The 21,256-nt window shown below is 71.2% G+C and carries 25 protein-coding genes and 1 pseudogene; 14 read left to right on the top strand and 12 right to left on the bottom strand.

Going from position 1 to position 21,256, the window contains the following annotated elements:
* Window positions 1–19: 19 nt before the first annotated feature.
* Genes ABEB07_RS27585 through ABEB07_RS27570 form a run of 4 tightly spaced genes read right to left on the bottom strand, consistent with a single transcriptional unit; the run spans window position 20 to window position 3,707 of the window.
* A complete protein-coding gene (locus ABEB07_RS27585) occupies window positions 20–1,426 on the bottom strand; it encodes an FAD-dependent oxidoreductase (protein WP_345670789.1) in 1,407 nt (468 codons plus the stop codon).
* On the bottom strand, window positions 1,423–2,589 hold the full coding sequence (locus tag ABEB07_RS27580) for a DUF6545 domain-containing protein (protein ID WP_345670788.1): 1,167 nt from the start codon (window positions 2,587–2,589) through the stop codon (window positions 1,423–1,425). Before ABEB07_RS27580 ends, ABEB07_RS27585 begins: the two co-directional genes overlap by 4 nt.
* Window positions 2,590–2,598: 9 nt before the next feature.
* Window positions 2,599–3,180, bottom strand: coding sequence for a toxin-antitoxin system, toxin component (locus ABEB07_RS27575; protein WP_345670787.1), 582 nt, complete (start codon window positions 3,178–3,180; stop codon window positions 2,599–2,601).
* Window positions 3,177–3,707, bottom strand: coding sequence for a hypothetical protein (locus tag ABEB07_RS27570; protein ID WP_345670785.1), 531 nt, complete (start codon window positions 3,705–3,707; stop codon window positions 3,177–3,179). Before ABEB07_RS27570 ends, ABEB07_RS27575 begins: the two co-directional genes overlap by 4 nt.
* Before the next feature lie 428 nt (window positions 3,708–4,135).
* On the opposite strand from ABEB07_RS27570, the gene ABEB07_RS27565 reads away from it, so the two are divergent.
* Entirely contained in the window at window positions 4,136–4,594 is a 459-nt protein-coding gene (locus ABEB07_RS27565) for a hypothetical protein (RefSeq protein ID WP_345670784.1), read from the top strand.
* A 47-nt stretch (window positions 4,595–4,641) separates the two neighbouring features.
* Here the strand turns inward: ABEB07_RS27565 and ABEB07_RS27560 are convergent, their stop codons facing one another.
* Together ABEB07_RS27560 and ABEB07_RS27555 are read right to left on the bottom strand one after the other, a co-directional pair.
* On the bottom strand, window positions 4,642–4,959 hold the full coding sequence (locus tag ABEB07_RS27560) for a type II toxin-antitoxin system PemK/MazF family toxin (RefSeq protein ID WP_345670783.1): 318 nt from the start codon (window positions 4,957–4,959) through the stop codon (window positions 4,642–4,644).
* Complete coding sequence (locus tag ABEB07_RS27555) at window positions 4,956–5,183, bottom strand: type II toxin-antitoxin system CcdA family antitoxin (RefSeq protein ID WP_345670781.1); 228 nt, start codon at window positions 5,181–5,183, stop codon at window positions 4,956–4,958. Before ABEB07_RS27555 ends, ABEB07_RS27560 begins: the two co-directional genes overlap by 4 nt.
* Before the next feature lie 255 nt (window positions 5,184–5,438).
* Here ABEB07_RS27555 and ABEB07_RS27550 point away from each other — a divergent pair, with 255 nt between their 5' ends.
* Both ABEB07_RS27550 and ABEB07_RS27545 read left to right on the top strand, forming a co-directional pair.
* Window positions 5,439–5,714, top strand: a complete 276-nt coding sequence (locus tag ABEB07_RS27550; protein WP_345670779.1) for a helix-turn-helix domain-containing protein — start codon at window positions 5,439–5,441, stop codon at window positions 5,712–5,714.
* On the top strand, window positions 5,711–6,823 hold the full coding sequence (locus ABEB07_RS27545) for a helix-turn-helix domain-containing protein (RefSeq protein WP_345670778.1): 1,113 nt from the start codon (window positions 5,711–5,713) through the stop codon (window positions 6,821–6,823). The genes ABEB07_RS27550 and ABEB07_RS27545 overlap by 4 nt, the downstream gene beginning before the upstream one ends.
* 212 nt (window positions 6,824–7,035) lie before the next feature.
* Here the strand turns inward: ABEB07_RS27545 and ABEB07_RS27540 are convergent, their stop codons facing one another.
* On the bottom strand, window positions 7,036–7,299 hold the full coding sequence (locus tag ABEB07_RS27540) for a hypothetical protein (protein ID WP_345670777.1): 264 nt from the start codon (window positions 7,297–7,299) through the stop codon (window positions 7,036–7,038).
* 238 nt (window positions 7,300–7,537) lie between these two features.
* On the opposite strand from ABEB07_RS27540, the gene ABEB07_RS27535 reads away from it, so the two are divergent.
* Genes ABEB07_RS27535 through ABEB07_RS27525 form a run of 3 tightly spaced genes read left to right on the top strand, consistent with a single transcriptional unit; the run spans window position 7,538 to window position 10,213 of the window.
* Window positions 7,538–8,239, top strand: a complete 702-nt coding sequence (locus tag ABEB07_RS27535) for an RNA polymerase sigma factor (protein ID WP_345670776.1) — start codon at window positions 7,538–7,540, stop codon at window positions 8,237–8,239.
* On the top strand, window positions 8,223–8,609 hold the full coding sequence (locus ABEB07_RS27530; protein WP_345670774.1) for a hypothetical protein: 387 nt from the start codon (window positions 8,223–8,225) through the stop codon (window positions 8,607–8,609). Before ABEB07_RS27535 ends, ABEB07_RS27530 begins: the two co-directional genes overlap by 17 nt.
* Window positions 8,606–10,213, top strand: a complete 1,608-nt coding sequence (locus ABEB07_RS27525) for a hypothetical protein (protein WP_345670773.1) — start codon at window positions 8,606–8,608, stop codon at window positions 10,211–10,213. Before ABEB07_RS27530 ends, ABEB07_RS27525 begins: the two co-directional genes overlap by 4 nt.
* Before the next feature lie 322 nt (window positions 10,214–10,535).
* Here ABEB07_RS27525 and ABEB07_RS27520 read toward each other — a convergent pair whose 3' ends face one another.
* From ABEB07_RS27520 to ABEB07_RS27510, 3 genes and pseudogenes are all read right to left on the bottom strand, one after another.
* Window positions 10,536–11,021 (bottom strand): single-stranded DNA-binding protein, encoded by a 486-nt coding sequence (locus tag ABEB07_RS27520; protein ID WP_345670772.1) that lies wholly within the window; start codon window positions 11,019–11,021, stop codon window positions 10,536–10,538.
* A gap of 63 nt (window positions 11,022–11,084) precedes the next feature.
* Complete coding sequence (locus tag ABEB07_RS27515; protein WP_345670930.1) at window positions 11,085–11,390, bottom strand: peptidoglycan-binding protein; 306 nt, start codon at window positions 11,388–11,390, stop codon at window positions 11,085–11,087.
* A 21-nt stretch (window positions 11,391–11,411) separates the two neighbouring features.
* A pseudogene (locus ABEB07_RS27510) lies at window positions 11,412–11,966 on the bottom strand (glycoside hydrolase family 25 protein); the annotation flags it as partial.
* 132 nt (window positions 11,967–12,098) lie between these two features.
* Between ABEB07_RS27510 and ABEB07_RS27505 the strand changes: the two are divergent.
* A complete protein-coding gene (locus ABEB07_RS27505) occupies window positions 12,099–12,590 on the top strand; it encodes a hypothetical protein (protein ID WP_345670771.1) in 492 nt (163 codons plus the stop codon).
* A gap of 125 nt (window positions 12,591–12,715) precedes the next feature.
* Here the strand turns inward: ABEB07_RS27505 and ABEB07_RS27500 are convergent, their stop codons facing one another.
* Both ABEB07_RS27500 and ABEB07_RS27495 read right to left on the bottom strand, forming a co-directional pair.
* Window positions 12,716–13,357, bottom strand: coding sequence for a hypothetical protein (locus ABEB07_RS27500; RefSeq protein ID WP_345670770.1), 642 nt, complete (start codon window positions 13,355–13,357; stop codon window positions 12,716–12,718).
* A gap of 24 nt (window positions 13,358–13,381) precedes the next feature.
* Window positions 13,382–14,014 carry a ParB N-terminal domain-containing protein gene (locus tag ABEB07_RS27495; protein ID WP_345670769.1) on the bottom strand — a complete coding sequence of 211 codons (633 nt, stop codon included), beginning with the start codon at window positions 14,012–14,014 and terminating at the stop codon, window positions 13,382–13,384.
* Between the two features lie 431 nt (window positions 14,015–14,445).
* Between ABEB07_RS27495 and ABEB07_RS27490 the strand changes: the two genes are divergently transcribed.
* The 7 genes from ABEB07_RS27490 to ABEB07_RS27460 all read left to right on the top strand — a co-directional run bounded on the left by ABEB07_RS27490 (window position 14,446) and on the right by ABEB07_RS27460 (window position 20,885).
* The gene (locus ABEB07_RS27490; RefSeq protein ID WP_345670768.1) at window positions 14,446–15,048 is read left to right on the top strand and encodes a hypothetical protein; all 603 of its coding nucleotides are present in this window, start codon (window positions 14,446–14,448) and stop codon (window positions 15,046–15,048) included.
* Window positions 15,049–15,109: 61 nt separating this feature from the next.
* Window positions 15,110–15,373, top strand: a complete 264-nt coding sequence (locus ABEB07_RS27485; protein ID WP_345670767.1) for a hypothetical protein — start codon at window positions 15,110–15,112, stop codon at window positions 15,371–15,373.
* Window positions 15,370–16,362, top strand: a complete 993-nt coding sequence (locus ABEB07_RS27480) for a hypothetical protein (RefSeq protein WP_345670766.1) — start codon at window positions 15,370–15,372, stop codon at window positions 16,360–16,362. Before ABEB07_RS27485 ends, ABEB07_RS27480 begins: the two co-directional genes overlap by 4 nt.
* 71 nt (window positions 16,363–16,433) lie before the next feature.
* The gene (locus tag ABEB07_RS27475) at window positions 16,434–17,207 is read left to right on the top strand and encodes an ATP-binding protein (protein WP_345670764.1); all 774 of its coding nucleotides are present in this window, start codon (window positions 16,434–16,436) and stop codon (window positions 17,205–17,207) included.
* A 139-nt stretch (window positions 17,208–17,346) separates the two neighbouring features.
* A complete protein-coding gene (locus ABEB07_RS27470) occupies window positions 17,347–18,588 on the top strand; it encodes a DUF2637 domain-containing protein (RefSeq protein WP_345670762.1) in 1,242 nt (413 codons plus the stop codon).
* A gap of 78 nt (window positions 18,589–18,666) precedes the next feature.
* Window positions 18,667–19,080, top strand: coding sequence for a hypothetical protein (locus ABEB07_RS27465; RefSeq protein ID WP_345670761.1), 414 nt, complete (start codon window positions 18,667–18,669; stop codon window positions 19,078–19,080).
* 101 nt (window positions 19,081–19,181) lie between these two features.
* The gene (locus ABEB07_RS27460) at window positions 19,182–20,885 is read left to right on the top strand and encodes a hypothetical protein (protein ID WP_345670760.1); all 1,704 of its coding nucleotides are present in this window, start codon (window positions 19,182–19,184) and stop codon (window positions 20,883–20,885) included.
* The last annotated feature ends 371 nt before the right edge of the window (window positions 20,886–21,256 follow it).

Raw genomic sequence — 21,256 nt, 5'->3', positions numbered from 1 at the left:
TGTGGAAGTGCCCTCTTGGTCAGGAGTAGTCGGCGGCGCGGCGTTCCTCGGCGGTGAGGGGCGGTTGGGTCAGGGGCGGTTTCAGCGGGCCGCGGGCGGCGGCGACGAGGTTGGCGGGGCGCAGCAGGGTCTGGGGGCCGTCCTGGAGGGTCATGACGTCGGTGAGGGCGCGGGCGATGCGGCCGGAGCCGGTGGCGGTGTGGGTGAGCCGGTCGACGAACTTCGCGGAGAGCCGCTCGCCGAGGGTGGGGCCGCTCTCGGTGGCGCCGGGGTAGAAGACGTCCGTGCCGGTGGCGAACGCCCAGGCGGTGTTGACGTGCTGGGCGACGGCTTTCTGTACGCGGCGGGCCAGGCCGGGGGAGTTCCAGCCGTGCCGCTGGACGGCGCGGTCCAGGGTCGTGGCGCTGAGCGCGGCGACGCTCATGCCGTGGCCGTAGGTGGGGTTGTAGGCGGCCAGGGCGTCGCCGAGGACGAGGAAACCCTCCGGCAGGCCGGTCTTCTCGTAGTAGCGGCGCCGGTTGGCCGTCATGCGGGTGACGCTGACGGGGGTGAGCGGGGTCGCTTTGCCGAGCAGCTCCCCGACGAGCGGGTGCCGCAGGCCGAGGGCGAACTCCTCGAACCTGTCGGGGTCGTCGGTGGGTTCGCCGCCGCGGGTGCCGGAGAGCGTGACGAGCCAGCGTCCTCCCTCGATGGGGAGGATGATGCCGTTCTGGCCGGGGCCGCCCGCGCGCGGGTCGGGCTGGACGTTGATGATGGGCCAGCTGTCGGGGAGTCCGGCCGGGGCCCGGTAGACGCGGCTGGCGTACACGAGGCCGGAGTCGACCTCGCGGACCGCGGGCGCCGGCGCGCCGAGGGCTTCGAGCCAGGACGGGGTGCGGGAGCCCTTCCCGCTGGCGTCGACGACCAGGTCCGCCAGGAGGGTGTCCTCCTCCCCGTCGTCCTTGCGGATGGTGACGCCGGTGACCGTCTCGGCGCTGCCGGTGAGTCCGAGGACGCGGGTGGACTGCATGACAGTGATGCGGCTGTCGGCGTCCGCGAGGACCTGCCGGCGGACGGTCCAGTCGAGGAGGTCACGGCTGCACGTGATCGCGTAGTGGCTCTCGTTCCAGCGGCGGAACCAGCCCGCAGGGCTGTAGGCGACCATGCCGGTGGTGAGCGGTATGCGGTGCGCGCCGGCCGCGTCGAGTTCCTTGAGGGTGCCGGGCAGCAGGGTCTCGATCGCCTCGGCGCCGCCGGACCACAGCACGTGCGTGTGGTGGGCCTGGGGGAGGCCCTTGCGGGGCTCGGGCTGCTCGGGCAGCGTGTCGCGCTCGATCACGATCACGTCGACGGCCCGGGCCAGGACGTGCGCGGTGAGCATGGCGGTGAGGCCGCCGCCGATGACGATGGCGCGTCGGGGCCGCGCGAGGGCGGGCTGGGCGCTCATGAGGTGGTCACGCTTCCTTCGCGGCGGGGCTGGCGGGCCGGGGCGGTGTGGAGCTTGCGCAGGGCTCGGGAGATGGTGATGGGGTCGCTGACGGTGCCGGCGGACGCGGAGTCGACGACGGTGGTCTTCCCGGCCTGGAGCCGCTCGACGGCGGCCGAGACGGCGGCCGCGTCCGCGAGCGCTTCGGCCCGGGCCGGCTTGACGCCCGCGGCGATGCGGGCCTGGACGTCGCGGTCGCGCTGGGCAGTGTCGATGAGGGGCTGGAGGTGCCGCAGGGCGTCCCGCACGAACGTGCGCCGGTGGGTGAGGCGCAGTTGCAGCGGCGCGAAGCGGCTGAGCGCGACCGGTGAGGACGCGGCGGGGACCGTCCGCAGAGCGCGGGCGAGGGGGCCGAGCGTCCAGTACTCGCGGCGGGCGGCCAGGCGCCGGCTCGCCGTCTCTCCGGCGTGCGGGAGGATGAACCCGAGGGCGATCAGCAGGCCGACCAGGGCGGCGACGGGCGGCGCCAGGGTGGTGCTCATCCAGTCGAGATCCGTCCGTCCGTTCCACCGGGCGATGACGGGCGTGAGCTTGGTGACGTCGTACCCCAGGTTCGCGGCGTAGCCGACGCCGAGGACGACGACGCCGGCGCGCAGCCAGCCCGTCCCGCGGACACGGCTCTCCCAGGACCACAGCAGCGCCGAGGTGATGACGACCGCGACGGTGTGCCCGAGCAGGTAGAGCACGATCATCTCGCGCATCCACGGCGTGGTCGCGTAGTAGGTGTCCAGGTCCCTGGTCCGCACGACGTGGTGGTCGCCGAGCGAGAAGCAGATCCACAGGGCAACGAGCAGCGCACCGTAGCTGCCGTACACCCACCAGGTGGTGCGCCGCAGGCTCTCGGTGGTGCCGCCGCGCCACTTGACGATCAGCATGAGGCAGGAGGCGCAGAACCCTGTGAGCAGGCTGTAGACCCAGGGCGCCGAGAAGTTCGGGACGCCGGTGAGGTGGTTGAGCCGGACGATGTTCGAGGGCGCGGCGAAGAAGAACACGGCGCCGCCGGCGGCCAGGAGGCCGGCGACCTGGCGTGCCATCGGGTTGCGGCTCGCACGAAGGAGGGCGGGCATCTTGTAGCAGAGGCCGACGCCCAGGGCCACGGCGATCAGCCAGAAGGTGACACTCATCAGCATGGTTCAGCCCTGCTGTCCCGAGTAGCCCAGGGCCGCGCTGATCCGGCGGGCGACGTCGTCGAGCTGGGGGGCGCCGGGCGTGGCCAGGAGCGACGTCATGCGGCTGCCGAGGAGCAGCCCGAACCCTTCGGCGGCGACCTCGTCCGCCTGGTGGGAGTGGGAACGCGCGGCGACGTGCCGGGCCAGTTCGGGCCAGTCCACGTGATCGCTCAGCGCGGCCCGCGCGGCGACGGTCGCGGCGCCGAAGTCATGCCCGCAGTGCCCGGCTTCCATGTGCCACAGCTCGTGGCCGAGGACCACGGCCTGGTGATCGGGGGCGAGCCGCTTCTCGATCACGATGACGTCCTGGTCCTTGAGGTCCAGCCACAGGCCCGTGATGGTGCCCATTTCCTCGGGGAACTCGCGGATCGTCAGGTTGATGGGGCGGTCGTTGCGCCGCCGGCTCATCGCCTGGCAGATGGCGCCGAAGACGACCGTCGGCTCGGCCGGCACGTGGACGGTCTTCGTCACGCCCTTGACCAGTTCGGCCATGAGCTTGCGCTGCGCCTTGGCTATCGCGCGTGGGGATGGTTCGGTCCCGCTCACCGGGAACCCTCCTGACCTTCGCCGCCGAGGCGGAACTTGACCTCTGCGAGGTCTTCGGCGATGGACGCGACCATCCGCGCAAGGGCGGTCAGGTCAGGGTTGGTCAAGTCGGCGCTCCTGCCGGCTACGTGCACCACGCCCAGGTTCTTCAGGGCCTGCGACGGGTCGACTTCGATCTCGAGGTCGCGCAGAGGGCGCTGGAGTTCGCGGTTGAGGGCCTCGTCCGGTGGGTCGGCAAGGTACGTCGGGGCGACGTTGTAGTACTTGGTGAGCAAGTGGCCGACCATCAGATTCGGCTTGGCCTCGCCCGCGACGAGCTTGCGTGTCCACGTTGTGGTCTGGCCGATGACGTCGGCGAGGTCCCGGATCTCCTTGGGCTGGCCGTCGGAGTTGACGTGGCTCTCGTACAGGAAGCGCACACGCTGGCGGACCCTCACGTCAGGCTCGACGTCGGGCGGCGTGCCACCGGCCAGCAGCGTTTCGACGTCCTCCTCGGGCAGGCCACTGGCTCGGGACAGGGCGGGCACGTCGAGCACCTCGTCCAGAGGCCTTCCACTCTTCGCGCACAGGGTTCTGATGCTGTTCAGCGTCTCCGCAAGCGGAGGGCAGGGGTCACTCACAGGTCTCTTCCTAGGGGAGGCGTGACAGATCGGGGGATCTTCCAGCCCAAGTTACGGGCGGCCCCCCATAATGCCCAGAGGAAACGAACGAATGTTGCTCGCAACGGAACGTTCGTTGACAGATGCTACATGTACATAGCAAGATCCGGACTGCGGAATCGAACCATCCGGACACGTGGCGTGATCAATTTCGCGCCCACCTGCCCATCCGCAACGCTCGACCTACAGAGAGTTACCTCATGACCGTCCTCAGACGTTTAGTTCCCGCCACTGTGCGGGGAAGCCAGTACTCGAACTGACATTCGCATGATGCGGCTCATGGGACGGAATGCACCGTGACGATCTCCGACGCAACACCCCACAACCTGACGGCCGGTCCACCGGCCGCGGACATCGCCAGCCTCACCTCGCCGGTGAGCGCCATGCACTTCGTCATCGGCCCCCACTGCACTCCCATCGAGGCGATGGGCCAGGCCGCGGGCGTGACGTCGGCCGCCCTGCCCCTGATCCTCGAAGGCCTCGCCGACGCGGCGAACGTCTGCGCCGACGTCCAGGCCGTCCTTACCGAACTGGTCGACATCACGGCCCGACACCGTGCTGGTGATCTGGTCGGTTCGATCACCTACGACGGCGCTCACGTCACGGTGTCGGTGGGGGATATGGACTGCCCGCTGCCCGCGCCGGAGGTCGAACCGGGCCTGTACCTGGTGCGCGGACTGGCCACCGACGTCGGGCAGTACGCCGGCGACCACGGCGGCCGGGTCACCTGGGCCGCGGTCGCGGTGCGGTCATGACGCCGCCCCCGGCCGGCACGACGCGGGGGCGGGCAGACGACGGCGGGCTACAGGTCAAGGGCGGCGCGGAGCGCACGGTCCACGCCCTCTATGTCTTCGGGGCCGAGATACCCCAGGCACTTCCCCTGCTCGAACCGCAGGGGCCGGAACTGATGGATATCGGAGCCCATGACGACGCCGCGAACCGGGTGCTTGATCGGCACCGTGAGCAGCGTGTCCCGGGCGTTCTCGACTTCCTGGATGATCAGGCAGGCGATCCCGCCCGGGTGCAGCTTGATCACGGCATCGTGGTGAACGACCAGGACCGTCCGCTCGCGGCCCACCGTGGGCACGCGCCACACGCTTCCCCTGAGAATTTCGCTCACGCGGCGGCCTCGGTGTCGGCTTCGGCGGCGTCGAGAACGTCGTCCATCGGGTCCATGGCGTGCAGGCGGGCCACCTCGCGCATGGCGTCGCTGAGCAGCTTCTCTCGTAGAGCTATCTCGACGTAGGCCGAGAGATTGTCTCCGCCGGCCAGCTTCGCCCGCCGCATCAAATCGGGCGGCAGGGTGATGCTGGTCCGCTCTCGAGTGCTGTTCCGTGTCGTCATACGAACCATCCTACCGGTCGGCATACGCCGGTGTAAGGTGTGATCGCCGACACCGACGGTAGCGGCACACATGCAGAAGGGGCGCCAACCTGGCCCGGTCGACGCCCCAACTTCCTACCCGGTCCCCAGCAAGGGGGGTAGGGACTGCTTTGCACCGAGCATACAGGCAGCTCCGCGCGGAAGCCCTTGTTCCACGCCAGCCTGTGCGATTCGCGATGCACAGTTCCTGCTCTCTGCCCCACGAAGAGAGTTCATATGAGCACCACCTACACCCGCAGAGCCCTTGGCGTCCACGCCAACCTCCGCGCTGTCGAGCGCCTGGTCCTGGTCCATCTCGCGCACTCCGCCGGACCGGACGGCCTCACCTTCCCGGACGTCGACCGACTCGCCGCGGCGGCGAACGTCTCCCGCTCCACCGTCTCGTGCGTGCTGCGCAAGCTGCTGGAACTCGGGCTGGTCGAGCATGCCGCCCCCCAGAAGCCCAACGCGGCCGCGCGGAAGGCCTACCGAGCGACCGGGGGCCGAGCGTGACCGTCAAGCACATGGCGATGGTGCTTGACGCCGAGGGGCTGGAAGGCCCGGAGAAACTGCTCCTTCTCGCCTACTGCAACAGAACAGACGATCACGGCTACTGCTGGCCTGGGCAGCAGCGCCTTGCCGACGACTGCGGCACCTCTCCGGCCACCGTCAAGCGCGTCAAGAAGAAGCTGGTCGAGAAGAACCTCATCATCTCCGAGCGACGCTTCCACCCCCGCACAGGCGACCCCATCAGCAACCTCACACGCGTGAACATCGCGCTTCTGGCCGCGATGAAGCGCAAGCGCACGGACTACGACGACAACGTCATCGAGAAGCTGACGTTCAACGCGAGCGTCCCCCTGCCGACCAAGAAGAAGAAGGCGCCGAAGGGCTCCGGGAAGGGCACTGACCAGCTGATGGCTCAAGATGAGCCCAGCCTTGTGGATAGCCCAGGCACCCCCCCTGACCTGCTGATGGGTCAAGATGAGCCCGACCCTCAGGTCAAGATGAGCCCGGCCCCGGCTCAAGATGAGCCCGACCTCCCCCTCAACTTGACCCCGGCCCCGGGTCAAGTTGAGCCACTAAACCTCAGCCACCCCTCACCGAAACCTCAAACACCCGTCCATCCCTCCGTAGGTTCCCCAGAGTTCCCATCGATGGAGGGAAGGACGGACGGCACCAAGCCCGCCCCGAAGAAAGTCCAGCTCACTGAAGGAGTGCGGCTGTTGCAGGCTCTCGGGCAGGAGCGTCCCGAGATGGTGCTTGCTGGCAAGGTTCTGGCCGACCAGGGCATGGTCGTCGACGAGCTGTTCCTCCTCGGTTGGCAGGTCGAAAACCTGTGGCCCTGGCTGGCCCGGCCGCTGCCCTCCCCGTTGGAAAAGTCGGTCGGCGCCGTGATCGCGGGGCGACTGCGCGAACTGCTCGTCACACCCGTACCCGGCCCGCGCCGCGGGTGGGACGACGGCGAGGAGGATCTCCCCGCCGCGCCGCCGAGGAGATCCCCGGCACCCGCCATCGAGCCGCACTACGAGTGCGAGGGGCAACTCGGCTCCTGCGGCCGGCCGGTACCTGCCCCGGGGGAGCTGTGCGCCGGGTGCAAGCGCACGACGGTGCACGTCTGATGATGTCCCCCCGGACGATCCCCGCCGGAGCGGGCGAGGCCTCTGGCAAAGGTCCCGCCCGCTCCTCGGCCGCGGCCCCGTCTACACGTGATCGTTTGGATAACGGGCCAGGGCTCTTCCTCTTGTCAGAGGCTTTTCGCGCGCGCGACCTCCGCGCCTTGCGGCGCGGGCTGGTAAGGAGGAGGGGGAGCCTTGGCCCGTTATCCAAACGATCAGGGAAGAGGCCGAGGCGCCGCGGGGGAGCGGTGGGGGGCCTCGGCGATGCGCATCACGTACGTGTCGCCCTGGTCCCGGCGGGTGCGCAGCACGCCGCGGCGGCGGCCGGCGCGCACCACCGTGGTCAGGCTCTCCCGCGGCAGGCCGGCCGCGCGCACGTGCGCGGCCGCGGCCGGCATCACGATCCACTGCTGATAGGGGAAGCGCATCAGGGCCCCGTCGATCCCCGGGGCGGGCACGGGCGCGGGCGAGAACAACACCGGGTGCTCCTTGTTCGTGGCGAGGCGCGCCGGGTCGCTCTCCCGACGACGCCCTGAGACGGTACACAATAGTAAGGCGAGGGGAATCTAGCACTGGTTGACCGTACGGTGACCAGCCCCCCGTGGCCGGATATGCTGCGTGGGCGCCACAGCGGAAGACGATCCTCCCAGCCCCCGGGGCCCCGGCCCGTCCGCCCCGCACCCGGGCGCCCAGCCGGCACAGGGGGGACACCGCGCCGTGACCGACACTCCAGCAACGATCGACCAGCTCATCACCCTCGCGGCCGCGGGCGGCAGCGACGCCCCCGCGGCGCTGAGCGCCCTGTACGGCCGCCTCAACGGGACCGTCTACAACTGGGTCCGCCAGTACATCCGGGACCCGCACATCGCCGAGGACCTGACCCAGGAAGTTTGGTTCAAGGTGGCTCAAAACGCGAGGCGCTACCGGCCGGGGACGAACCTGCTGGGCTGGCTCAACACCATCACCCGCAACACCGCCCTCGACTACATACGCACCACGCAGCGCCGCCCAACCGAAGTCCTGGACGCCGACCACCTCCAGGTCGCCGAGAACCTCCAGCTCCACCGCCCCCACCCCGGGCTGAGCGTGCACCAGCAGGCCGAACGCCGCCACCTCGCCGAGGCCTTCGCCGAACACCTGAACAAGCTGAAGCCCGATCAGCGCACCTGCCTGCGGCTGCGCTTCTTCGACGGATGCAGCCCCGCGGACACCGCCGAGATCATGGGCAAGAGCCCGGGCGCGGTCCGTACCCTGACCTCACGGTCGCTGCGCCGGCTGGCGCAGATCCTCCCGCAGGGGGACTCTTCCGCCGAACTCGTGGAGGAGCTACTGACCATCGCAGTGGGTAGAGGGAACGTCGTCGGTGTCCGGGTTGAGAACAGCACAAGGGAGAGGGCGCAGCATGTTGCGACGCGCTGATCAGGCATCCGAGCGTCTTGAGCGTGCTCTTGAGGGCGGACCGATCCCCCACGACCCCGAGACACGGCGGGCCCTGGCCGCCGCCGGCGCGCTGGCGCCCGGCTACCGGCGCGACCCGGCGCGCATCCAGCAGACCCACGACGCCATGATGGCCATGTTCCTGCGGACCCTGAACCCGCTCCAGACCCGTGAAGGCGCCGGGGCCGACGACGGCCTGGACGTCGAACTGCACCGCGAAGAGGTCGCGCTGCCCGACGGCGGCCAGCTCGTCGTGTCCGACCTCGAGGAGATCACCCCCGAGCGGCTCGAAGCGGCGACCCGGCAGGCGGCCGAGATACTCGCGCACCGCTCGAAGGACCTGCGCAGTTGAGCACCCCGCCCGCCCACAAGATCGCCATCGACGTCAGCGAGAAGTACCTCACCGACGCGCTGCTGATCACCCACGAGGGCACGCGGACGCTGTGCCTGCGGCCCCAGACGTTCAGCAGCGCCGTGCGCAACCTGCTCAACGTGATGCCCGGCCTGCCCCACGAGGCCGCGGAACGGATGATCCGCGAGCAGTGCCCGGAGCTCCGCGACTTTGACGACCTGCTCGGGCTGACCGAGCCCGCCCCGCCGAGCGTGGAGCACCCGCCCGCCCCAACGCCGCAGCCGGAGCCGGCCGAGGAGAGCGGCAAGGTGATGTCCCGGCGCAGGCGGCGCCGGGCCGTCCTGGCCACCGCGCTGCTTCCCGCGCTCGCCGCGAGCTGGGCCCTGGGCCGGTACACGAACGTCGTGGACACGGCGAACGTGGGCCAGGCCCGCGCGAGCACGCCGGATGCCGGTACGGACGACGTGAGCCCCAAGGCGCCGTTCGCCGACTCCCGGTTCGAGACGTTCACCGGCTCCAGCAACATCGACTGCGAGACGACGAGCACCCTCGCCGCGGAGTGCACCGACTCGGACGGCGTGGTGATGTCCACCAAGGCCGCCACCGGCCCCGACAGCACCATCTTCCTGTTCAGCTACGGCAGCGAGCGCATCGGCCTGCGGATCTTCTACGACGCCGCGTACGCCCGCACCTGGGCCCGGCAGGACGGGACACAGCAGCTCTACCCGGACCTGCACCTGCACGGCCGGTACGCGCTGTGGGGCACCGACCACCAGCGGATCGAGGACTACGCGAAGCTGCTGGTGGAGGCGGACCGCGTCAAGAGCGGGCGGATGACCGCGATGGGCGCGGCGACGCCCCTGCCCCCGCGGCTGGCCGCGCTGACCCTGGGCACCCTGGGCCTGGACAGTCAGCAGGTCCACCAGCTGATCGCCCGCCCGGCCGTGGCGATGAGCAACGACGCTCCCGCCATCGTGGCGGCCCGGCTCGTCCTGGGTTTGGACACGGCGACGACGTGGAGCGAACAGCAGGACGACATCGTGGCGCTCGCCGCGGGCATCGGCCCGTCCTTGCCGCCGGGCCAGACCGCCCCGGCCGTCGTGCCGGCCATGGAGCCGGCCGACACGAAGACGACGGCGCCCCGCCCGGACCCGGCGCCCCCGGCGTCGCCTTCGCCGAGCAGTCCGGCCCCGGCGCAGCCGAGCAGCCCGGACCCCGCGCCGCGCCCGGCGCCGACCACGACGCCGACGTCCGAGCCGTCGACGCCCGCCCCGGCGCCGAGCCAGCCGGAGACGCCGATAGCGTCCCCGCCCGCGCAGCCGACGCCGCCGGCCTCTCCGGCGCCGAGCCCGCCCGAGACGCCACCGCCCGCCCAGGGGACCCCGGCGCCGCCCGGCGAGGAGACACCCGCGCCGCCCGCGCAGGAAAACCCCGCGCCGCCGGCGACGCCCGCACCGGACGAGGAGCCGGCCGAGCAGACACCGGCCCCGCCCGGCGAGGAGACGCCCGTACGGACCGCGGACGGGACGGCTGTGCCGTCCGACAGCGCGGACCAGGACGACGACCTGCTCATCCTGGATTCGGCCTGGACCGTCGCCGCCTGATCCACCCGTGCGAGGGCCCCCGGACCGCATGATCCGGGGGCCTGGCGCCATCTGATCTGACACACTCAGCGCGTGAGCGTTTCCACCGAACGTAGAGCCGCGCCCGGCGAACTGTGTACCTGCGGCCGCCCGGCTGTCGTCGTCTTCAGCAACGCCAGGTTCGGCGACGCCGGGTACTGCGACCACGAGGGCGGCCAGAGCGACCCCGTACTTCCCTGCCCCTGGTGCGGAAGCGCACAGGCTCACACCACGCCGGGAGGATCCCCTACCCGGTGCCCGGACTACCAGCTGTGCCCACCGGCCGAGCCGAGACGGTAGCGGGTCAGAACGGCGGCTCGTCGGTCGCGCCGGCGCTCGCCCACGGCCCGTCCGCCCTTGAGGACGCCCACGGGTCGCCAGCGGCGGAACGGCCGGGCGCCGCACCGGCCTGCCGCTGCGCGCCGCCGCCGGTCTTGGTGAGCTTCGCGGTGGCGTTGCGCAGGCTCGCGCCGACCTCCTCGACGTCCAGCTCGTACACGGTGCGCTTGACGCCCTCACGGTCCTCGTAGGAGCGCTGCTTGAGGCGGCCCTGCACGATGACACGCATGCCCCGTGCGAGGGACTCGGCGGCGTTCTCCGCCGCCTGCCGCCACACCGAGCAGGTCAGGAACAGGCTCTCGCCGTCCTGCCATTCGTTGGTCTGCCGGTCGAAGGTGCGCGGGGTGGAGGCGACGCGGAACTTGGCGACGGCCGCGCCGGAGGGGGTGAAGCGGAGTTCGGGGTCGTCGACCAGGTTGCCGATGACGGTGATGACGGTCTCGCCTGCCACGTGGCGGCCTTTCAGGGACGGGGCCGGCCCGCGTGCGCGGGCCGGCCGGGGGTGTCAGGTGGGTCAGGAGAACGCGATCCGCCAGGTGAGCGGGCCGGGCAGGCCGTCCGCGTCGCCCTTCAGCTCCTTGTGGGCCAGTTGCAGGTCCCTCGTGTTGAGCTGGTCCGCGTCGGACCACTGCTCGGACGGGCCGACGCGGTAGTGCTTGCCGAATCCCTTCTTCACGAGCTGCTGGCCCCACTGCTTGACGTACGCGTTCTTCTTGCCGGGGCCGAAGTAGCCGCGGCCCGGGAACGGCGGCGGCGTCGGCTTCGGCTTCGGCTGGGGGGTCGGCTTCGGCTTCGGCTCCTTGTCGGCGGGCAGCGGCACACGGTTGGCCGTGCGCGGGCCCTGCGCCCACACCCGCAGGTCGGTCGCGCTGCCGAAGCTGGCCACGTTCGTGTCGACCGGATCGTCGGTGTACTGGTGGAACAGCCACGCCGCCTTGATGCGCGGCTTGCCGGCGGTGACGTAGTCGGCGATCCACAGGCCATCACCCGCGTACGAGGTGGTGTCGATCGTCTTCCAGGACGACGTGTTGCAGTACAGGATCACCCGGTGGTCCGGCCGCAGCTTCTTCACGGCCTTGAGGAACTGGTCCTTCTCCGCGGTCGAGGGGTGCTTGCCGGTGGACGGGTCGGTCTCCCAGTCGCACGCGAGGATGTCGCCGGGCTGGCTGGCGCAGCGCTGCACGAAGTACTCGGCCTGCGCCTGGATGTTCCCCGCGACGAGGAAGTGGTAGAAGCCGACGACGACGCCGGCGTTCCGCGCGTGCTTGGCCTGCGCGGCCATCCTGGGGTTGACGTAGCTGGTGGACTGGGTCGCCTTCACGAAGACGAACGCGAGGTCCTTCGTGTCGAACGTGGTGTTCTGGTACGACGAGATGTCGATGCCCTTGACGGTCATGGTGTGCTGCCTCCGGTGCTGGTGAGCAAGGAGGCAGCACCGTGCAGGACGCCAGGGGCTAACGTCGCGCCGTGGGGGCGGAGTCGGGGAAAGCCGCCCGCAGGCGGTGCGGAGATCGGTAGCGTCACAGCCATGCAGATCCCAGAGCGGCCGCCGTTGCCCGACCTGACCGACAAGCAGGTGGAGAGCCTCCTACGCGAGGTCGCCGACACGATGAAAGAGCTGGTGGACGGCTTCAACCTCGCGACCGAGTACTACTCGGCGGGCGGACGGGACCGCGCTACCTGGAACCAGATCGGTGACGGACTCGGCCGCAAGGCGATGGGCTTGATGCTCAAGCTGTCCGGCCCCGGACATCCGTATGCCGCCCAGGACGCCCGGAACGCCATCCGCGAGGCGGCCGGCATGACGCCCCAAGACGGTGGGACGCGCGAGACGATCCAGCAGACGGTGGCGATGGGCGTGCTGGCGACCCTGTTCACGGCAGGACAGCACCACATGGTGGAGCCCAGCGACTGGCTGGACGAACTGCCCGCCGTGGTGCTCGGCTCCGTGCGCAACGCGCAGAAGATCAACGCCGACCCCACGATGGCCAACCTGCGAGACAAGGGCCACCCGGGCTAGCCCGAGAAGAGAACGGCCCCGGCGCGGGGGCCGGGGCCTTCTGCGTACTGGTGCAGTACAACGCTCCTTGGGCGCTCAAGAGCACCGTGCCGGCACGCGCGACACTGTGCCTCACACAGTAGCGGTCAGTCGATGACTTCGGCGTCGACGACGTCGCCGGACTCCAGTTCGGGCGGGTACTCGACCGCGAACAGAGTGCGGTCCAGGCGGTCGGCGATCGCGGACAGGTCCACGGGCTGGTCGTCGGCGCCAGCCGGGATGTCGCCCAGGCCGGTGATCTCGACCGCCACCAGAGCGTCCTTGCCGTAGTGGTCGCGGTGCTGCCGCTCCAAGTACCAGGCGTCCGCGCGCCAGTCCGGGGGAGTGCGGTCCTCCACGGTCTCCTCGACGATGTCGCCGGTCACGGAGTCCCGGAAGCGGCGGGTGGTGACCTTGGTGACGATCCCGCCGTCGGCGACCCGGCGGATGTTCGCCATGGCGCGCGCGGCCGCCGTGGCCCGCGCGGTGCGCACCTTCTCGTACAGGGCCGCGTACTCGTCCAGTTCGGGGTCCGGGTCCTCGCCTGCCTCCCGGGCCTCGGCCTCGGCGCGGCCGCGCGCCATCCACGCCAGGAAGCTGGAGCGGGACACCCCGGCCAGTTCCGCGGCCAGCTCGACGGCCACGCCGGTGCGGGAGGCCGCGACAAGGCGCGCCTCGATCTCCTCGGAGAGCAGGCGCGGGCGGCCGGCGCGGCTCTGGGGGCGGCGCTCCTTGCGGCGGGGGGACATGGGCGGGCCTCAAACGGTCGTGGGTCAGCGGCCGGTGGTGAACAGGTGCCCGCAGGCGGGGCAGGTCGTGTGCGGGGCGCGGCCCTCGTCGTCGGGGCTGAGGGCGCCGTCGCGCTCACCGTCGTCGGGGAGGTGGAGGGTGGCCGGCTCATCCTCACGGAACGCGCCGGGCAGGGTCTCGGGGTCGACCTGGCCGAGCATCTTGTCGATCTCGTCGTGCGGGATCGCCAGCGAGTCGAACAGCTCCGCCTCGTTGGTGGCGAGGTCCTCGAGGACGGCGGCGAACTCGCGCGGGTCCCAGCCGCCTTCGCCGGGGAGGCGGTTGAGCTTGATGGCGAGGGCCTCCGCCTCGGCCTCGGTCTTGGAGGCCCAGCCGCGCAGGACGGGCACGAGCCAGCTTCCGTCCTCGTCGATCATGAGGCCGCTGGGCAGGGGCATGCCGCGCGAGCACATCTCCAGCAGCGACTCGCGGCGGCCGTGGCCGTGGAGGGTGCGCTGCGTGCGCTCGTCGACGACGGGGATCTCGACCAGGCCGTGCATGGCGATGGAGTCGATGATGAGTTCCAGCTCGTGCCGCTTCGGGTTGCGCAGGGCAGGCGGCAGGGTGTCGAGCGGCACGTAGGTGACGTAGCGCGGGGCGGCGGTCGTCCTGGTCACGGCTGGTGCGGTCCTCTCCCATGCGGCGGTGTCCGGCGGCGGGTGGGACTGCGAGCCCGCGGACTCATACCGCGGCGCCCCGCCTCGCAAGCGGGACATGCCGTCATGGCCGGTCCTCGCCCGCCGCCGGGCCGGTCCCGCCCCCTGTTTCCGGATGGGGCGGAGCCGGGGCGCTGCACCGTCCGGTGACGTCGCCGAGCAGTGCAGAGCCGCCGGGGAACGTAGGACGGCAGGCCGCTAACGTCGCCCCCTCCCACAGATTCCCCGGGGCGTAGTATTATTGCGGTGGCTGGGAGAGCAACCCAGCTGCCTGGACCTAGGTGTAACAAAAAACGGCGGCTGTCGTACCTCTATGCAAGCCTCCGCGACACCCGGTCCGGGATGCCACGAATCCCCGGGACCAGTGCGCGGGGAAAGAGAGGAACATCCAGATGTCGAACGACGTCGCCGACGAGACCCCGGCCGGCGAGACCCGCGAGAATCCGCTGTCGGTCTCCGCCCTGATCGGCGCCCTCGCCCGGGCCATCGAGGAACACCAGGCGAGCGTCATCACCCCGCGCAAGGACGACCCGAAGGGCCGCCTCGTCGCGCAGTACGGGGAGCGGCAGCAGAAGGACTACGTCGTCGAGATCGACGGCGAGGAGGTGGGCACCTACAAGGTCAGCACCACCCGGGCCCGCTTCGAGGTCGACGACCAGGCCGCGTTCGACGCCTACGCGGACAGGAAGGGCGAGATCGACATCGTCATCACCGCGAAGCCGGCGTTCGTGACGGCCGCGCTCAGGCACGCGGTGAGGAACCCGGAGACGGGCACGATCTTCGACTCGCGCACCGGCGAGGAGATCCCCGGCCTCAGGTTCGTGCCCGGCGGGAAGCCCACCGGCTCCGTCACCTTCAAGTGGAAGACGTTCAAGGGCGAGCCGATCGGCAAGGGCGTACTGCTGGCGGCGTACAGGAATCACCGGCTCGACGAGTACCTGCGGGAGACGCCGGAGCTGCTGCCCAGGGCGCAGCCCGGCGCGAGCGACGACTAGCACCCAACGCCCGGGCCCGGCCTGCCCCGGCCGGGCCCCTCTCCCCAGGGACCACACCACCATGACCACCACCGCGCACCTCTCCGACCGCGCGCACCGCGTCCTCTTCCAGCTCGCCCTGCGCCGCGGTGACGGCTGGGTCGACGTCGCGTCCATCTGCGCCGGCCTCGGCCTGAACTCCCACCAGGTGCGCCGCGCCATCACCGAGTTGCACACCGCGGGCATGGCCGAGCGCAAGCGCTGCATCCTGCGGGACGCGGGCGGCCGGCGCGTGAAGCACACGTACTTCCGCCTGATCGACACCACCAGCGAGGCCCGCGCATGACCCGCCTGCCCAACCCCAGCGGCGTCCGGATCAATCGGGGCCGCTTCGTGACCATGGCCTCGTCCACCGTCAGGGACACCCGCCTCAGCTACCGCGCGCTGGGCCTGCTCACGTATCTGCTGGACCAGAAGGAGGGGTGGCAGGTCCGCTCCGAGCAACTCACCAAGGGCGAGGGCCGCGAGGGCCGCGAAGCCGTCCGCACCGCGCTGCGCGAACTCGCCGCGAAAGGCTACTACCGGCTGGAGCGCCGCCGCCTGCGTGACGGGAAGTGCGCCATGGGCACGGCCGTGTCGTCGACGCCGGTGGAGCAGTGGGTCACCGACCACAAGATCTTCAGCAGCAAGAAGGACCCCGCCGTCCCCGTGATCGAGCAGGACGACGGCTCGTTCATGATCGAGTACCCCGACGGCACCCTCGGCAGCGACGGCTTCCCCCCGGACCCCGACGACGAGGAGCCGGCCGACGCGCCGGAGTCCGCGCCGGACGAGGAGCCCGCCACCGAGGACGAGCCGCCAGCCACTCCCGCCCGGCGCCCCCGGCGGTCCTCCGCGCAGAAGGCCGCCGACGACGCAGAGAAGCAGGCCGCAGCCCAGAAGAAGGCCGAGGAGAAGGCCGCCCTGGACAAGGCCGCCGAAGCCGTCGCGAAGTGGTGGTGGGAGGACGCCGAGAAGCACCTCGGCAAGTACGTCGGCAAGACCAACGGGTACATCGCCATGCGCAGCCAGGTCCGCAAGGCCCTCAGCGCCGGCTACACGCAGCGCCAGTGCGCGGACGCCCTGCGCGAAGCGCGGCAGCACCTGCCCAGCGCGCAGCAGTGGCAAAGGGCCCTCGGCATCGCCACGAACCACATCACCCCCACCCGGCCCACCGGACGCGTGCCGTACAGCGACCAGGGCACATGGGGCACGCCGGACGGCGCCACGACCGACAGCCCCCGTGACGACTCGGACGACGCTTCGTTCGGCGTGGTCAGCCGGCAAGGAGCGTGATGTCGATGTCTCTCACTGCGGATGCCCCGATCGTCCCTGCCCCTGAGCGCGGCCTGAACCAAGCGGGCGCCGTGACCGATCACGTGGCCGCGATCCTGCGCCGCGGCGGTGCCGACATGTCCAAGCTCGGTGTGCCCGACCGGCGCACCGACAGGTCGGAGGTCGAACTCTGGGAGGACGTAGCTGTGCCGAAGGCCCGCGCGCGACGGCTCGCCTGGGAGCGGAGCGTTGAGGACGCCGCCCACCAGGAGTACCTGGGATTCCGGTTCTTCACCGGCCCGCTCAAGCTGGACGCGAACCAGAAGCCGAACACGCTGCGGAACTGGGTCGACTCGCTGCTGGAGGCGAAGCGGTCGGGCGCCCGGCCGGAGACCCTCAACATGATCATCCCGGGGAACATCGGCACCGGGAAGACCGCCGCGGCCTTCGCGGTGGGCAATGAGGCCGTGCTGCGGGGGATCGACACCCTGGTCGTGAAGCACTCGACGTACCTGACGTGGCGTCGTCCGGACTCCGCGCCGCGCAACTTGAGGGCCTGGGAGGTCCGCAAGATGTTCGTCACCTGCGACTTGCTCATCCTCGATGAGCTGTGCGGCGAGATGGACATGACCGCCACCGAGTTCGCGCGGCGGGAGACCGTCGACCTCATCGACGCGCGGATCTCGGCCGGGCGGCCCACGGCGTACACCACGAACCTGCGCAGCCGCCGGACGCAGGACCATCCGGGGCTGGGTGTGGTCGACATCCTGGGGGAGCGGCTGCTGTCCCGGCTCGAATCCTCCGCCCACGTCGCGAAGATCCTGGGCCCGGACCGGCGGAAGCCGGCGACACCCCTCGACTGGTGAAGCACCCCTGTACGGCCTGCCGCTGAGGGGGGGAGCAGGCACGGTTCCGGCGCGGCAGCCGGAAGACGCTATATCGTTTGATCGACCCGGAAGGCCATGAGCATAAGCCGACCGGGCGACACGAACGAGAGGGAAGGTCTTGAAGCTGCTGCCGTTCTCCCACGCCCGCCGGGGCCATCACCCGCCGGGCCCGCTCCCCGGCCCGGACCCACTCGGCGCCTCCGGCGTGCCGCCCCTCACGCGTTGGGAGCGCTTCGGGGCGGCCCTGACCGTTCTCGGCGGCATCACTGTCGGCGCGATCGGCTTCTACGCCTCCTTCGACGGCGTGTCGGACGCCGCCGCCGCCTGGGACTTCGCCAAGCCCTGGGTGCTGCCCGTCGCCATCGACTCCGCCATCCCCGTCTTCACCGCGGCGAACCTCTTCCTGATCCGGCTGGACATGGCGCTCGCCTGGGTGCGGTTCGTCCCCTGGGCACTGAGCCTGATCACCTGCGCGCTGAACGTCGCGGCCGGGCACTCCCTGTGGGCGAAGGTGGCGCACGGCGCGATGTCGCTGCTGTGGGTCGGCGTCTCCGAGATCGCCGCCCACGTATACGCCGTACGGATCGGCGCCGCGACCGGCCGGCGCCGCCGCCTGGAGAAGGTCCGGTGGAAGCGCTGGCTGCTCTCCCCGCTGCCCACCTTCCTACTGTGGCGCCGCATGAACCTGTGGGATCTGGCGTCGTACGACCAGGTCCTCAAGCTGGAGCAGGAGCGGCTGGTCTACCAGGCGAAGCTGCGCAGCAAGTTCGGCCGGGCGTGGCGCCGCAAGGCCCCGGTGGAGTCGCTGCTGCCGCTCCGACTCGTCAGCGCCGGCGTCCCCCTCGCGGAGACCGCCGCGGACGGACTCCGCGCGGCGGAGATCGACCTGGGCATCTTCACCCCGCCCGTCGAGCCTGCCGAGGCTCCGCCTGCCATCGGCGCTGTCGTCGCGGCGCCGGCTTCGCTCCCGCCGCCGCCCACGCCGCCCGCGGCCGCCTCTCCTGCGGTGGTGCGCGTGCACAGGCCGCACGTCACGGCCACCGTGCCCCCGCAGCCGCAGCCGCAGCCGCAGCCACAAGGGCAGCGGACCATCCCGCCGTGGAGCACCGAGGATGAGCTGTACGTGATCATCAAGGACGTGCTCGACAACGGGTACCGCGAGGTGTTCGAGCCGGACGGCCCGCTGACCGGCAAGGAGATCGCCGCCGTCCTCGGGCAGAGCGAGGGCAACGGGCGCAAGGTGCGCCAGCGGCTCATCAAGACGTACGCGGCCGAGCGCGGCGTCGACCTGCCGCCGAGGGCCACCCCTGCCGACGTGTTCGCCGCGTTCGGCCACCCGGTGACGGCAGGCACCCCGTAAGGCATCCTGCTTCTACCTGTACTACCGAAGCGGCGGGCGCCCCCGGGGTGCCCGCCGCCTGCATGATCGGACCCCTTCATGACACCGGAGATCCTGGCCCGGATCACCGCCGCCCGCGCCGCCCGCGACCTGTCCGACCTCGCCCGGCAGACGGTCGCGGCCACCGCAGAACCCGCCAGCCCGGCAGAACGTATCCAGCAGGCTCGCCTGCTGCGGAAGATGGCCGCGGACGTCGTCGACCTGGTCGTCCTCGCCGAACGCCTGGCCGGCGCATCGTGGGAAGAGATCACGCAGGCCCTGCGCCGCCGCGACGAGGCCACGGTGCGCGAGGAGTACGACGAGTCCGTGGCCGAGTGGGCAGCCCTGCCTGAGGACCGAATGGAGGCCGCGGCCGCCGGAGCCGAGGCGCTGGACGCCTGGTACTCCCGGCACCGCGAGGACCACGATCCCGAGTCCTCAAGCCCGGTCACCGATCTGCTGAACCGGCACTGATCCGGCCGCCCGCAGGGTAGAATAGTAAGTCGAAGGGAACGGCGAGAGGCTAAGGCCTCCGCCGTCGCATTCTCCGGGAGAGCAACCCGGGGAGCCACGAAGTGAGGAACACCCAGATGCCCGGCATCACCGCGCCCCTGCGCGAGCGCAGATCCAGGAAGCCCACCAACCGCCCGAACCCGCCCATCGTCCTGCTCACCGGCCTTGAGCACACGGGGAAGCGGCACGAGGCGGCAGTTGCCTCCGGCTCCGACCTGATCGGCATGACCTACTGGCTTCAGATCGGGGGCACGTCCGGCACCGCCGACTACTACGGCCGCATCCCCGGCGCCCGGTACGAGATCGTCCCCCACGACGGAACGTTCACGGACATCTGTGACGCGGTGCGCTGGATGCTCGCGCAGCCCGCCCGCGACGGCAAGCGCAACATGATCGTCGTCGACGACGTCACGGCCCTGTGGGATCTCCTCAGCGACGCGGTGAACCGCATCAGCCGCGCCCGCGCCGACCGCCGGGCCCAAGCCAACGGCCGCCGGCGAGCCCGGCTCGACGACCCGTACCTCGACACGGACCGCGACCTGTGGAACTGGGCCAAGGACCAGTGGGGCGAGTTCCTGTGGCTGCTGCGCCGCCACGCCGGTCCCACGGTGATCATCGCCCGCCAGGAGATCGTCACCGCCTACGAGAACGACAAGCCCACCCGCCACACCACCCGCCGGATCAAGGCGGAGAAGAACCTCCGCGCTGCCGTTGACGCCGTGGTGGAGTTCCACGCCGTCGGCGAGGCGTACGTCACCGGCGTCCGCACCATGGAGTACGAGGTCCAGCCCGGGCGTGTCTACCGGTTCGCCGGGCTCGACCACCTCCTGCGGCGAATCGGCTACGAGCACGCCGCCCCCGCTCGCCAGGTCATCGAGTCCCGGCCTGAGGCGTGCCTGACCGAGAACCTCCCGGGCCCGCGGCCGCAGCCCTCCCAGCAGCAGAACCAGGCTCGTCGGCAGCCGCAGCCGGACCAGCGGCCGGGGCTCACCGGGGACATGGCGTACAAGCTGGTCACCCAGGCCCTCAACCAGACCGACCCGGAGGCCGCTCTCGCGAACATCCGCAAACAGTGGGGCACCGATACCTTGCGCGCGGTCATGACCGTCAGCTGGTTCGGAGAGCTGAGCGCCGACGCGTTGATCTCCCGCTCGCTCCAGGACATCCGCGACCGCGCCGCCAAGAAGAAGCGGGAGGGGAACACCGAGCAGCCGGGCCCCGCCCAGCACAAGCAGCAGCCGGACCGGCCCGGGCCCTCCCCGGCCCCGGCCAAGCCGGAGCAGGCCCGCGAGCACCAGACCCACGACGAGGAGCCGCCGCCGGACGACGACGACGCGCCCCCGCCGCCGGACCCGCAGGACGAGGAGCCGCCGCCGGACGAGTCCCCGGAGGACACCAGCGCCGCCGAGGAGCCGCAGGACGTTCCCGCAGCCACTCCGCCGCCCACGCCCCAGCCGCCCCACAAGACCCAGCCGAGCCGGAAGCAGGTCATCGCCAGGCAGGTCCTGATGGACGAGGCCGACGTCCAGGCCCGCCTGAAGATGATGACTCTCGGTGAACACCTCGGGCCGATCACCGAAGAGGGCGAACCACCCCTGACGGGCCTTCGGGACTACCTCCAGGCGCAGCGACCTCCCCTCATCCAGCAGCTCATCGAGGAGGGGCACAAGGATCTGGCGGAGGTGTACCGGACCGCGCCGATGCCGGACGTCAAGATCCGGCAGAAGTTCGCGGCCTACTTCGACGGGGCGCCTGCCGGGAAGTGATGTGACGCGCGCCCGGCCCCTGCGGGTGCGCTTCCCGGAGCGCGGTCTCCTTCCCGCGCGCGTCACCTCACCTCGTCTCGGCGCGCCCCGCTCGGCCGGCGCGCGCCGCTCCCCCTGCCTTCCGGGCGCGCCCGCGCCGCGCCCAGGCGCGCGCCCGGATCGGCGCGCGCTCGACGGCGCGTTCATACAGGCGCGCGCCCAAGGGGCCCCGCCGACCCGGGCGCGCGCCGATCCGGGCGCGCCGCGCCTTCGCAGGAGCGCGCGCCCTACCGCGCGCCGACCCTGCGCGCGCCGATCCGACCCCGATCAGCTTTCCCGCGCACCGCGCCTCGCGCCCTGCCGAACCGCGCGCGGTCCCGCCCGCGCGCGCC

The sequence above is a fragment of the Streptomyces similanensis genome, from assembly GCF_039543625.1.
Lineage (GTDB): Bacteria > Actinomycetota > Actinomycetes > Streptomycetales > Streptomycetaceae > Streptomyces > Streptomyces similanensis.
The sequence above is the reverse complement of the archived record's forward strand: the minus strand, read 5'-3'. Positions and strand labels throughout refer to the sequence as shown.